At 70.2% G+C, this 12,016-nt stretch carries 10 protein-coding genes; 4 read left to right on the top strand and 6 right to left on the bottom strand.

What is annotated here, in order from left to right:
* Positions 1-115 precede the first annotated feature (115 nt).
* The 4 genes from ABZ464_RS51385 to ABZ464_RS51370 are packed head-to-tail and all read right to left on the bottom strand — an operon-like array spanning position 116 to position 4,029.
* Complete coding sequence (locus ABZ464_RS51385; RefSeq protein WP_359289819.1) at positions 116-952, bottom strand: NAD(P)-dependent oxidoreductase; 837 nt, start codon at positions 950-952, stop codon at positions 116-118.
* A 38-nt stretch (positions 953-990) separates the two neighbouring features.
* Positions 991-1,818 (bottom strand): enoyl-CoA hydratase-related protein, encoded by an 828-nt coding sequence (locus ABZ464_RS51380; RefSeq protein WP_359289817.1) that lies wholly within the window; start codon positions 1,816-1,818, stop codon positions 991-993.
* Positions 1,815-2,717: a fumarylacetoacetate hydrolase family protein gene (locus ABZ464_RS51375; RefSeq protein ID WP_359289815.1), complete on the bottom strand. Its 903-nt coding sequence runs from the start codon at positions 2,715-2,717 to the stop codon at positions 1,815-1,817. The genes ABZ464_RS51380 and ABZ464_RS51375 overlap by 4 nt, the downstream gene beginning before the upstream one ends.
* A gap of 16 nt (positions 2,718-2,733) precedes the next feature.
* The gene (locus ABZ464_RS51370; RefSeq protein WP_359289813.1) at positions 2,734-4,029 is read right to left on the bottom strand and encodes a CaiB/BaiF CoA-transferase family protein; all 1,296 of its coding nucleotides are present in this window, start codon (positions 4,027-4,029) and stop codon (positions 2,734-2,736) included.
* Positions 4,030-4,344: 315 nt separating this feature from the next.
* On the opposite strand from ABZ464_RS51370, the gene ABZ464_RS51365 reads away from it, so the two are divergent.
* A complete protein-coding gene (locus ABZ464_RS51365; RefSeq protein ID WP_359289811.1) occupies positions 4,345-5,097 on the top strand; it encodes an IclR family transcriptional regulator in 753 nt (250 codons plus the stop codon).
* Between the two features lie 801 nt (positions 5,098-5,898).
* Here ABZ464_RS51365 and ABZ464_RS51360 read toward each other — a convergent pair.
* Complete coding sequence (locus ABZ464_RS51360; RefSeq protein WP_359289809.1) at positions 5,899-7,389, bottom strand: MFS transporter; 1,491 nt, start codon at positions 7,387-7,389, stop codon at positions 5,899-5,901.
* Positions 7,390-8,023: 634 nt separating this feature from the next.
* On the opposite strand from ABZ464_RS51360, the gene ABZ464_RS51355 reads away from it, so the two are divergent.
* Entirely contained in the window at positions 8,024-8,986 is a 963-nt protein-coding gene (locus tag ABZ464_RS51355; protein ID WP_359289807.1) for an SDR family NAD(P)-dependent oxidoreductase, read from the top strand.
* A gap of 190 nt (positions 8,987-9,176) precedes the next feature.
* Positions 9,177-9,722: a YbhB/YbcL family Raf kinase inhibitor-like protein gene (locus tag ABZ464_RS51350; protein WP_359289805.1), complete on the top strand. Its 546-nt coding sequence runs from the start codon at positions 9,177-9,179 to the stop codon at positions 9,720-9,722.
* A gap of 121 nt (positions 9,723-9,843) precedes the next feature.
* Here ABZ464_RS51350 and ABZ464_RS51345 read toward each other — a convergent pair whose 3' ends face one another.
* A complete protein-coding gene (locus tag ABZ464_RS51345; protein ID WP_359289803.1) occupies positions 9,844-10,452 on the bottom strand; it encodes a flavin reductase family protein in 609 nt (202 codons plus the stop codon).
* A gap of 256 nt (positions 10,453-10,708) precedes the next feature.
* Between ABZ464_RS51345 and ABZ464_RS51340 the strand changes: the two genes are divergently transcribed.
* On the top strand, positions 10,709-11,440 hold the full coding sequence (locus tag ABZ464_RS51340; RefSeq protein WP_359289801.1) for a GntR family transcriptional regulator: 732 nt from the start codon (positions 10,709-10,711) through the stop codon (positions 11,438-11,440).
* Positions 11,441-12,016 lie beyond the last annotated feature (576 nt).

The raw sequence follows: 12,016 nt of genomic DNA, 5'->3' as shown, positions 1-12,016 counted from the left end.
GCCGAAGTGGTCCGCGGCGGAATCCTCTCCGTAGACCAGGGCCAGCACGAGGCGGCCGCCGCCCTCGGCCTGCCCAAGGGCTACCAGTTCCGCATCCGGCCGCACACCCGGGCGATCACCCCGCCTGGGGCGGATCCACGAAGAAGTCGAGCTCCGGATGCGCTCCCCCGCCGTACTGCGCCAGGTCCGTGACACCGGCCTCGGCCAGGACGTCGGCGTCGATGAGGGTCTCGCCGGTCCGCTCGCGCGGTGGGCGTGAGAAGACGGCGAGTGCCGCGTCCGCCATGATCTCGGGGCTCCTCGACCGGGAGGCGGCTTCCTCACCGCCGAGGACGTTCGACACGGCCGCGGTCGCGATCAGGGTCTGCGGCCAGAGGCAGTTCGCGGCGATGCCGTCCCCGGCGAACTCGGCCGCCCAGCCGAGGGTGAGCAGCGTCATGCCGTACTTCGAGACGGTGTAGCCGGGGTGGGCGCCGAGCCAGCGCGGGGTGAGGTTGAGCGGCGGCGACAGGGTCAGAACATGGGCCTGGTCGGACCGCTTCAGGTACGGCAGGCAGGACCGGGTCAGCAGGAACGTGCCCCTGCTGTTGATCGACTGCATGAGGTCGAAGCGTTTGAGGGGCAGTTCCCCCGTGCCGCGCACATCGAGGGCGCTGGCGTTGTTGACGCAGATGTCGACACCTCCGAACCGGTCGACCGCGGTGGCCACCGCACGCTCGACGTCGGCCTCCTCACGGACGTCGCCGACCACGGCGACGGCGGAGCCACCGGCCGCCTCGATCGCGGCGACCGCCGTGTGCACGGTGCCGGGCAGTCTCGGGTCGGGTGCGTCGGTCTTGGCGAGGAACACCGCGTTGGCGCCCTCGCGGGCCGCGGCGGTGAGGATGGCCAGTCCGATGCCACGGCTTCCGCCGGACATCACGATGGTCCGGCCCTTCAGTGATGTCCCCATGCCGGGGTGCTCCCGTCGTCGGTCTTCCCTTTTGGATGTCAGCGGCCCGCGAAACGCGGGGACCGCTTCGCCAGGAAGGCGAGGGCGCCCTCCTGGAGGTCGTGCGAGGTGCGGCAGCGGGCGACGGCCTCGATCGCGCGGCCCAGCGCGGCGCTGCCTGCCGCTTCGTCGCCCTCGCCCAGACGGCGAACGGCCTGTACGGACGCCTTGGCGGCGCGCACCGACAGGGGTGCGTTCGCCGCGATGGTCGCGGCGAGTTCGTCGACGGCCTCGCCCAGTTCGCCGGGCTCGGCGAGCCGGTCCACCAGCCCCATGGCGTGTGCCTCGGCGGCCGGGACGCGGCGGCCGGTGAACAGCAGGTCGCTCGCGGCGGCCGGTCCCACGGTCTGGACGAGTGCGGCGGTCTGCTCCAGGGGGTACCCGACGCCCAGCCGGGCGGCCGGGATGGCCAGGACGCCGCGGGTGTCCGCGCAGCGCAGGTCCGCGCCCAGGGCGAGGGCCATGCCCGCGCCCAGACAGTAGCCGTGGATACGGGCGATGACGGGCACGGTGAGCGCGGACAGCCGGGTGAAGAGCGTCGTGGCCGCCTCGTCCGCCGCCCGTCGTGCGGCGTCGTCCCGCAGGCCCGGGAACTCGCTGATGTCCGCCCCGGACACGAACGCCTGCTCACCGGCGCCCCGCAGGACGACCACGCGCACCTCCGGGTCCTCGTCCATCGCCCCTAGCGCGACGGCGAGTTCGGTCATCATGGCCACGGACAGCGCGTTGTGCCGCGCCGGATTGCTGATCTCTACGGTGGCGACGGCGTCCCGTACCGCGGTGCGGATGCCCGGTGCGGTGGTCGCGGCGGTCGTCCGGCCGGTCATCCGGTCTTCTCGTCCACGAAGCGGTTGCGCAATGCGCCGATCCCCTCGATACGCACCTCGAACCGCGAGCCGTGGCGCAGCAGGGCCTTCGGCTCACGCACGAACCCCACCCCGGACGGGGTGCCGGTGAGGATCAGGTCACCCGGCTCCAGGGTCATCACCGTGGTGATGTACGCCAGCAGCTCCGGCACTCCGAACAGGAGCGAGGAGGTGCGGTCGTCCTGGAGCACCTCACCGTCGAGCGTGCCCCTGATGGCGAGGTCGGGCCGTGCGCCGCCGAGTCCGGCGGCCGGCACGACGACCGGGCCGAGGGGGGTGAGACCGTCCCATGCCTTGCCGGCGACCCGCTGCGTCGTGTGGAACTGGAAGTCGCGGACCGAGACGTCGTTGGCCGCGGTGTACCCGAAGACGACGCCCTCCGCGTCGTCGGCAGCGATCCTTCGCGCACGTGTGCCGATGACCACCGCGAGTTCGCTCTCGTAGTCGATCTGGTCCGACTCCGGTGGCAGCGCCACGTCGGCGAAGGGGGCCGCCAGCGAGGTGTGCCATTTCGGGAACAGGTCGGGATGAGCAGGTCCGGTGTCCCGGCCGCCCTCGCGCACGTGCGCGAGGTAGTTCTGCCCGACGCAGATGACCTTGCCCGGTCGTCCGACCGGGCTCAGGAGCCGATGGTCCGGCGCGTCGATCACGGCGCCCGCCCTGATGGCCGCCGGGTCGCCCCCGGCCGCTTCGAGCAGCGCGGGCAGGTCCTCGAACACCTGGTCGTCCACCAGAGCCAGGCGTGCGTCAGCCGCTCCGTCCCGCCACAGCGCGACCACGGGGCCGGCGCCGTGCAGGACCCGGGCCAGACCGAGACCGTCCGTCCAGTCCGCCGGTGACGTGCGTGCCGCAGTGGTCATGAAGGTACCCTCCTGGTCATTTCCGTGCCTCTGCGTTGCGGTCGGCAGCGGTGGCGGCCTCCGTCCCCGCGCGAGCGCCGCCGGTCACGGCCTCGCCGGCATCGGGCACACCGACGACCCCGGCCTCGACCAGGGCGGCGATGCGCTCGTCGTCGTATCCCAGTCCGGTGAGAACCGTGACCGTGTCCGCGCCGACTCCGGGCGCAGGGCCACGGGCGCGCGGCGCCCCGTCGGCGACGATGGGAGTGTTCACGATCGTCGGCTGCGCGAAGCGGTCCTCGTCGTGCACGAACAGGCCCCGGACGGCGAACTGTTCATCGGTGACGATGTCGCCGATGCCGTTGACCGGACCGCAGGGGACCCCCGCCGTGCGGAGCACGCCCATCCAGTGATCCCGGGGAGCCGTGGCGATGCGTGCCTGAACGATCTCCGCCAGCGGCTCCCGGTGCAGGAACCGCTCGTACTCCGTTGCGAAGCGCGGATCGTCGCGCAGGTCGATCTCCAGGACGGCGCAGAGCGCCTCCCAGGCCCGGTCGACCGCACCGAGGACGAGGGTGGCGCCGTCCTGGCAGGTGAACGCCTCGTAGGGGGCGGCCAGGCGGTGTGCCGTGCCCAGCGGGGCCGGTTCCACACCGGTCGCCACATAGTCGGCGACCTCCCACAGCGACCAGGCGGCCACCGAGTCCGCGAGTGCGACGTCGATGTACGCTCCGCCGCCACCGGCACGTGCGCGCAGCAGGGCGGCCAGGACTCCGATCGCGCCCCACATGCCGGTCCCCACGTCGGACACGGGGAACCCCGCCTTGGCCAGCCGCCCGTCCGTGGTCCCGGTGACCGACAGCAGCCCGCTGTAGGCCTGCGCGATCAGGTCGATGCCCTTCGCGTCCCGCATCGGCCCGAACTGCCCGAAGCCCGAGATGGAGCAGTAGACGAGGTCGGGACACTCCGGGCGCAGATCCTCGTAGCCCAGCCCGAGCCGCGCCATCGCGCCGGCCCGGAAGTTCTCCACGAGGACATCGCTGCGCCGTGCCAGGGACCGCACGATGGCGGCGCCCGCGGACGACTTCATGTCGACCGCGAGACTTCCCTTGTCACGATGCGTCAGATCGAAGGGGATCGGCCTGCGGTCCGGGCCCATCCGCCGTGCGCGCATGCGGTCACCCGTGACCGGCTCGATCTTGAGAACCTCCGCGCCGAGGTCGGAAAGGACGGTTGTGCAGTAGGGGCCGGCCAGGGCCCCCGTCACATCCAGGACCCGCACGCCCCGAAGGAACGCCGAACCGGACCCGGCGGACTCCACTGTCGCTGTCATGGTGGCCTTCCGTCTCTTATTGGTCCACATGGCGGACCAATGAACCGCCAGGGAGACCAGTGGCAAACTTAGGCACGGGATTCCGGGAGCGTCAAGGGAATGCGCCCGGTGTTCCGGGGGCCCGACGGTCCCGCGCCGCACGGGAACGACTGCGGAGCCGAACCCCTCCGGTGCTCGACGAGGGGTCCACACCGTCCCGGCGGACCGGTCCGACGGCCCCGTCCAGGGCGGGACACCTCCGCTGCGCCGCGCCGCCGATGTGGGACCATCGCGGGAGAGTCGCCCAGTGAGATACCTGGAAACGAGGGGAGGACGATGCGGAGCGTCACCACCGCACTGCAGGTCCTGGAGGCCGTGGCGGTCAACCAGCCGGTCGGGCTGAGCGCGCTGACCCGCGCCCTCGGTCTGCCGAAGACCACCGTGCAGCGCAGCCTGACGACCCTCGCGGATTCCGGATGGATCGAACAGCAGGCGAGCACGGGCCGGTGGCAGGTCGGGGTCCGCGCCTTCGTCGTCGGCAGCGCCGTCAGCGCCCGTGGCGGGCTGCGGTCCATCGCCCTGCCCATGATGCGGGAACTCGGCGGCGAAGTCGGCGAAACGGTGCACCTGATGGTTCCCACCGGCCGGGAAGTCGTCCTCGTCGAACGCGTCGACAGCCTCCAGCCCGTCCGGGCCGTCGCACCCCTCGGGGCACGGGGACCACTGCACGCCACGTCGAACGGCAAAGCCGTCCTCGCCGCCCTGCCACCCGACGAGGTGGACGCGTACATCGCCGGCGGCCTGCACGCCGTCACCCCGAACACGCTCACCGACCCCGACCGGCTGCGGACCGAGCTCCGCCGCATCGCCGAGGCCGGATACTCCGTCTGCCAGGAGGAGTTCGAAGCAGGCGTCGTCTCCGTCGGCGCCGCCATCCGCCCCGGACACGGCCGCCCGATCGCCTCGCTGTCCGTCTCGTGCCCGAAGAGCCGCGTGTCTCCCGAGCTCCTCGCACCGTACGGCGAGAAGGTCCGCCTCACCGCGGAGGCCGTCGCCGCCGCCCTGCCCGTCGACGTCGACGCGGTCTGACCCTGCCCCGGCCACGGCCTTCGGCGATGGAGCAAGGGTCGACGAGGAGCGCGCCTCGTTCGCGAACCAGGAGGCGTCGCGCCCTTGGCGCCCGGTCTGTCGCGATGCGACAGACAGCGGTTCACCGGCCGACCTCACCGCTCTGCACACCGGGTTCAGGGACCCGGACGGTGCCTGGGTGAGCACCGGGGTCTTCGCCTCAGCTACCTGTACGACCAGACCCTCGGCAGCGGTGGTCCCGTCACATCGCGGGATCTGGTCGACCCGCGATGGCGGGGCGCCATCGCCTCCTCGACCGAGGCAGCTTCACCGCGATCTTCGCGGTCTCGGGCAAGCAGAAGCTGATCGGCATCGGCGGCGCCGGCTCGTTGACCGCACCCGTCGCGCCTGGTGTCCAGTGGGCCGCGCCTGACGGCCATCCGTTCATGGCATGGAGACAGCGGGCGGCGATCCTCACCCGGGCAAAGCACCCGGCCGCAGCCGAGCTCTACCTCAACCGGCAACTCTCGCGGGCCGTGCGGGAACAATCCGCCAGCGGCTGGTCGGTGCAGACCGACATCACTCCGCCGGGCGGACTCAAGGGATCTGGGAGTACCCGAACGCCCATATCGACGGATTCCCCCACTTCATGGCGGACCGGGCCGAGGCAGAATGCCGGAGGCAGACCTTCGCCCTCTACTTCGGCGAGGTTCAGGGCGCGCCCACGCCGGGCTCGCTCGGGCTCCACCCCGGCCGGTAGTCCCAGAGAGGCCCGCGGGCGCCGTCGGCTCCGCGGCCCCCTCCGTCACCACGGGAGTCACCTCACGCGGGTAGCGCGGTTTCCTCGGCGAGCGCCATCGCCCGCTTCTCCTCCGCGCCACCGTCACGAGGGCGGAGGAAGATCGCACCGATGAGCAGGGACAGGAAGGCGACCCCGGCTACAGCCAGCAGCGCGTTCGAGATACCCGAGTCACCGTAGACGAGCACACCGGGCGCCGGTGATTTCGCGGTAGGCGTCATGATGGCGAACACCAGGGTGGACATGGCGGCGCCGATGAGGCCCGCGCTCAGCCCGCCGGCCGACGACATCGCCCCCTGCTCCGACTCCTGCGTACCCCCGATCACCATGATCGGCATGGCGCCCATCGCCAGACCGCTCCCCAGACCCACGATCACGCAACCGGTCAGGATCTTCCCGAGCGTGTCGTGCGCGGACATCAGCACCAGCGATCCGCCGGCGAGCAGGCCCAGGCCCAGATACATCAGCCGTCGGGCACCGGTCCGCCGGGCCACCAAGCCGACCAGGAGGCCGCCCGCCACGCTGGCAAGGGCGAACGTCGCCGTCACGAAGGCGTACTCGGTCGCCGTGTAGCCCAGGCCGTAGGTGCCGCCCAGTTGCCGCGGCGTCATGGCCAGCATGGCCAGCAGGATCGTCATCACCAGCGCGAGACTGTTGCCCATACCCCCGCCCAGTACCCCGAACAGGACGGTCCGGCGGAACAGAGCCCGCAGGTCCAGCACCGGTTCCTGGGTCCGAAGCGCGACAAGGGCGTAGACCGCGAGCACGACCACCCCGCCGATCAGCAGGCCGACGACCCGGACCGAGCCCCACCCCCACTCGGTGGCCTTGCTCACCGGCAGCAGGATCAACGTGACACCGCCGGCCAGCATCAGCGCACCGAGCACGTCCAGGCGGGCGGGACGGCGCACGCCCGTCTCGGGCGTGGTCAGCACCATGGCCACCCCCATCACTACCAGCCACGCGAAGTTGAACACGTACACCGAGCGGAATCCGAAGTGATCGATCAGCACGCCGATCAGGAACGGCGCGCCCACCAGCAGCAGGCCCATGCCCGTCACCGACACGCTGGCCGCAAAGGGAACGAGCCTCTTCGGATAGACATCCCGGATCAGCGAGTAACACAGGAACAGCAGAGCGGTGAGCGCACCGAGCAGAACGTGCCCGACGATCATCACCCCGAACACGGGAGCGGTGGCCGCGATGATCTCGCCGAGACAGGCCAGGACCAGCACGACCAGGATCATCCGGCGCTTGCCGTACAGGTCGGCCAGCTTGCCGAACAGCGGGGAGGAGGCGGCTCCGGCCAGCGTGGTGACCGTCACCAGCCAGCCGCCCTGAGTGGTGTTGAAGTGCCCGATGATCCGAGGCACCGCGGTGGCGGTGGCTATGTTGGCGAACGCCGCCGACTCGACCAGGCAGAGCAGGGAAATCAGGGACAGGACAAGTCGCGGAGTCCATCCGGCGCTGCGGAGTGAGTCCGCGCCGACGGGGACGGGAGTGGACGAGCTCAAGGGAGATCCTCCGAACGAATCGTCGTTGAAACGCGGTGGAATTCTCGAAATATCAGGCAAGCCATCTGAGATGTCAACCAGTCCGGATAAGTACTTGTCACGTGAGACTTGATGTATCAGGACGCGGGTCGGCGAGCGAGCCCCTCAGTGCGCCGCCGCGTGCGTCATATCGGACGCCGTCCCGACGGACGCCGCTCGCCACGCGCGACGACAGCAACCGCCCGACCACCGGCGCCTTCCGGCATGGCGACCGACGCTTCCCGGCCTCTTCCGCCGTTCGCGCTTCGAGGCCACCGGCGAGGGGCCGACTCACACAGGAGCGGCTCTTGACAAGGGCCCTTCATGAATGTTTCATGGGCATCACTCTGAAGTTTCAGATAAAGTCTTTTGATGTTCCAGAGCGGACCGTGCCTGGCGTCGCCAAGTCTCGGCCGACGGCCCGATGTACGCGTCACGTCGGGACGTTCTGTCCGTCCCGACTTCGGGGCGGGCGCTGTCGGTCGGCCGTGTCACGGGCGTGACAGCGCGATGCCGGCGACCGTCTCGGAGTCTCTCGTTCCCGCGCCGCAGCCGGCGGCCGCCCGGAAGCCGCGTGGCCCCGATGCCGTCGACATGAAGGAAAGTGAGAGGAAAAATGGCACTGCTTGAGGGCAAGGTCGCGATCGTCACGGGCGGCGGTCGCGGCATAGGCAGAGCGCACGCCCTGGCACTGGCCGCCGAGGGTGCGGCCGTGGTCGTCAACGATCTCGGTGAAGCGGAGTTCAGCGGCGAAGGCAGGTCGAACAGCGGACCGGCCGATGAGGTCGCGCAGGCCATCGTCGCCGCCGGCGGCCGTGCCGTGGCCGACACCACCGACATCTCCGACTGGGACGGCGCCGGCGTCGTCGTGCGGGCGGCACTCGAATCGTTCGGACGACTCGACATCGTCGTCAACAACGCGGCCATATCGCGTTTCGGACCCATCGACGTCATCTCGCGGCTCGACTGGGAGCGCACCATCGCGGTGAACCTCACCGGCACCGCCGCCCTCTCCCACTGGGCGGCCGCCCACTGGCGCGAGACCGGGCCGGAGCCGGGGCGCCGGATCGTCAACACCTCGTCCGCCGTCGGGCTCATCCCCTGGCCCGGCAACCCCATGTACACCGCGTCGAAGGCCGGCGTGGCCGCGCTGACCATCTCCTGCGCACTGGACCTCGCCGAGCTCGGTGTCCGCGTCAACGCTCTGGCGCCGGCCGCCCGGACACGTGTCAGCGCGACCGTCGCCCCCGATCTCATGAAGCCGGTCGAAGAGGGCTTCGACCGCATGGCCCCGGAGAACGTGGCGGCCGTCGCCACGTATCTCGCGTCTCCACTCTGCCCCTACACCGGCCGGGTCTTCGGCATCCTCGGGGACGATCTGACCGTCTTCGACGGCTGGACTGTGAGCCGGCACCTCAACAACGCCGAGCGCCGTTGGACCCCGCAGGATCTACAGGCAGCGCTCGCGGACGTGCCCCTGCAGCAGGAGGTGACGGCGCAGGCGATACCCGGCGTGGAGGCGGCGTCGTCGCCGCCGAAGGAGGTGCTGGCGGCACTCGCGGCCCTCGAGGAGGCCTGATATCGCAGAACCGGCTCCACGGAAGAGCGTCCCCGCAGTCCGCCCGTGATGGCGGTCCCCTCGGCCACTCGGCTGTCCCTGGGGACCGCCGTCGCGGCATGACGGCGACAGGCGCCACGCCATCCGATGCCGACCGCACACGCCGGCGCCCCAGCAGGTGCGTGTCCGCGCCCGAACAGGAAACCCAGACATGAAAGGCACAGGCATGGAATCCCCCTACGACAAGCTCGGAAATGCTCCTGCGTTCACGCTGAAGAGCAACGACGTGCAGGACGGCGGAGTTCTTCCGATCGCGCAGGTCAGCGGCCGGATCGGGGGCACGGACACCTCACCGCACCTGAGCTGGTCGGGTTTCCCCGCCGAGACCAAGGGCTTCGCCGTCACCGTGTACGACCCGCACGCGCCGACGGTGAGCGGCTTCTGGCACTGGGCGGTGGCCGACATCCCGGCATCGGTGACGGAACTGCCGACCGGGGCGGGCGACGAGTCCGACTCCGGCCTGCCGGAGGGTGCGTGGCAACTGGCCAACGACGCGGGGCTGAAGCGCTATGTCGGAGCGGCGCCGCCTCCCGGCACCGGTGAGCACGTCTACTACATCGCCGTCCACGCGGTCGACGTGGCGGAGCTGGGCCTGAACCGGGGCGCCACTCCGGCGTACCTGGGGTTCAACCTCTGGACGCATACGCTCGCGCGCGCGGTGATCACCGGACGGTTCGCCGCGCCGTCACCCGAATGACGGGCGCTCGGAGGCAGTGAGGAGCCGCATCGACCGACCGAACGGCCCCGGGCTGGTACGAGCCCGGGGCCGTTCGCCGTCGCAGGAGCAGGAGTGAGCCACTCCCGGTACTCGCCACCGCTCATGACGCCCCCTTGAGGCTCACATGCGTTCCGAACTCACGGTTGTGGTAGGTCAAGGGCGTCCCGGGGGTGCTGTCCGCGGCAATGACATCACCCAGCACCACGATGTGGTCGCCGCCGTCGACCAGGCCGGCCACCCGGCAGCCGAGGAATCCGGCGAGGCCGGGAAGGCGCGGCAGCCCGGAGTCGTCGTACCAGACGACATCGGCGAACTTCCCCGTTCCGCCCTTACGCGCGAAGTGCGCCGCGAGACCGGCCTGTGCGCTGCCGAGGATATTGACTCCGAACGTGCCGCTGTCACGAACGACCCCGAGCAGCTGCGAGCGCCGGTCGAGGGAGACCAGCACCATGGGCGGATCCATGGACAGCGACGTGAAGGCGCTCACCGTGGTTCCGTACGGCAGGCCATGCCCTCTGGTGGTGATCACCGCGACCGGCGAGCACACGAAGGCCATGGCCTCTCTGAACGCGGTCCGGAGCGGCACCGCGACGCGCGTGGTCATCCGCGATCCACCGGTGGTCGGGGTGGCGCCAGGCACTGCATCCGGCATCGGACGGCCCTCCTGCTCTGCGGCTTCAGCGCCGGCAAGTCGAGCCGACAGCCACACATGAACATCTGATGTATCAAAGTATAGCCAGTGACACTTCATAGGAGAAGAGCCATCGACCCCCCTGCGGCACACCATCGCGCCCAGCACCACAGCGAAACGACGACCCAATCGCGCGCAGACCGCCTACACCGACGGGATGGCATCTGACATGGCAGATCGACCTACTTGACGTAGCACTGCGCACGTGAGAGATGCTAACTTCGAAACGATGTGGCAAACGGAGACCGTTACCTACAGACGAAGGTGACACATCGTGGCCGTCTACGAGCCTGAGGCAGTTCCGCTGCGCGAGATCGCCTACCAGCGCCTCCGCGAGGACATCCTTTCGTGTCGCCTCCCCCCTGGCCACCGGATCACCGAGCGCCAGATCGCCGCCGAGACCAAGCTGGGCATCTCCGCCATCCGCGAAGCGCTGACAAGGCTGGACCATGAAGGGCTGGTGCACACCCAGCCTCGCCGCGGATACCAGGTCAAACCGATGACGCTCAAGGGAGTCGACGACCTGTTCACCTTCTGGGAGCTGCTCGGCCCGGAGACGGTGCGCCGCGGCATCACCGGAGTCGCCCGCGAACAACTCGAGCGCGCGGTCGCGGGGTTCGAGCAGTTCGTGCAGCAGGCGACCACCGACATGCCCGGCCCCGAGTTGACCCAGGTGTGGCTCGCGGTCTCGGAGGACGCGTTCGCGGTGCTGGTGAACGCCACGGACAATCCCTACATCGTCAATGCGTACCGCGCCGTGGCCGGCGAACTGCGACGGGTGTTGTCACTCCTCAACGACTCTGTGTTGATCTTCTCCGTCTCCCCTCAGTACGTGGCGGGCTGGAGCGAGGCCGTCGGCCGCCGCGACGGCGAGAGGGCCGCAGAACTCACCCGCGAGTACATCCGCCAGTCGCACAGCCGTGTCCTGCGCACACTCGCACGATGGCCGTCGGTCACCAGCACGGAGATCGTGCCGCTGCAGCAGTCGGCCACCCGGCCCGTTTGAAGCCCTCCGTCCGACCGTCGAGAGTCATGCCGCGCCGACCGTGACCGGCACCTCACTACTCGGCACGGACCGGCACCGAGCCGCCTGGCGAGTGACGGGTTCACACAGTGCGGCAACCGCCGGCCGCCGACGGGACGGCGCCCCACCCCGTGCCGGACATCGACTCGGCGCGAGAGGCCCGGCCGCCTCCCCCGACGGTCGCGGCCGCGGCCGCGGCACCGTACCGCCCCGGCTCGGCGAACACACCGGCAACTCTGATCGACGGGCCGGTGAGCAGACCTTGACAAAGTCTTTTCGGGCATGTTTCGTGGACGCACCAGGCTGAAATATCAGCGTGACCCAGTTGATGTTCCAAAGCATCCGAGAGTCTCCCTGGCGAACTCTCGTCGGCCGCTCGAACAGCCTCGACCACGGCACTCAGCCGTGCCGCCGCCCCCTGCCGAGCTTTCCAAGGAGCGCACCATGACTGCCACCTCTCCCAGTCCGGACACCGGTACGGGTTACGGTCGTCCCGCCTCGTCACACGACGCCCGTCTGACCGAGGTGGGCCCGGGAACCCCGATGGGCGAGGCGCTG

The organism is Streptomyces sp. NPDC005820, assembly GCF_040630255.1.
Classification (GTDB): Bacteria; Actinomycetota; Actinomycetes; order Streptomycetales; family Streptomycetaceae; genus Streptomyces.
Note: the sequence above shows the minus strand (reverse complement) of the source record. Positions and strands in the feature narration are given on the sequence as shown.

Coding starts and splice junctions, on each gene's coding strand:
- ABZ464_RS51355 (WP_359289807.1), top strand. CDS start 8,024: ATGGCACTGCTTGAGGGCAAGGTCGCGATCGTCACGGGCGGCGGTCGC.
- ABZ464_RS51380 (WP_359289817.1), bottom strand. CDS start 1,818: ATGACCGGCCGGACGACCGCCGCGACCACCGCACCGGGCATCCGCACC.
- ABZ464_RS51385 (WP_359289819.1), bottom strand. CDS start 952: ATGGGGACATCACTGAAGGGCCGGACCATCGTGATGTCCGGCGGAAGC.
- ABZ464_RS51365 (WP_359289811.1), top strand. CDS start 4,345: ATGCGGAGCGTCACCACCGCACTGCAGGTCCTGGAGGCCGTGGCGGTC.
- ABZ464_RS51370 (WP_359289813.1), bottom strand. CDS start 4,029: ATGACAGCGACAGTGGAGTCCGCCGGGTCCGGTTCGGCGTTCCTTCGG.
- ABZ464_RS51350 (WP_359289805.1), top strand. CDS start 9,177: ATGAAAGGCACAGGCATGGAATCCCCCTACGACAAGCTCGGAAATGCT.
- ABZ464_RS51375 (WP_359289815.1), bottom strand. CDS start 2,717: ATGACCACTGCGGCACGCACGTCACCGGCGGACTGGACGGACGGTCTC.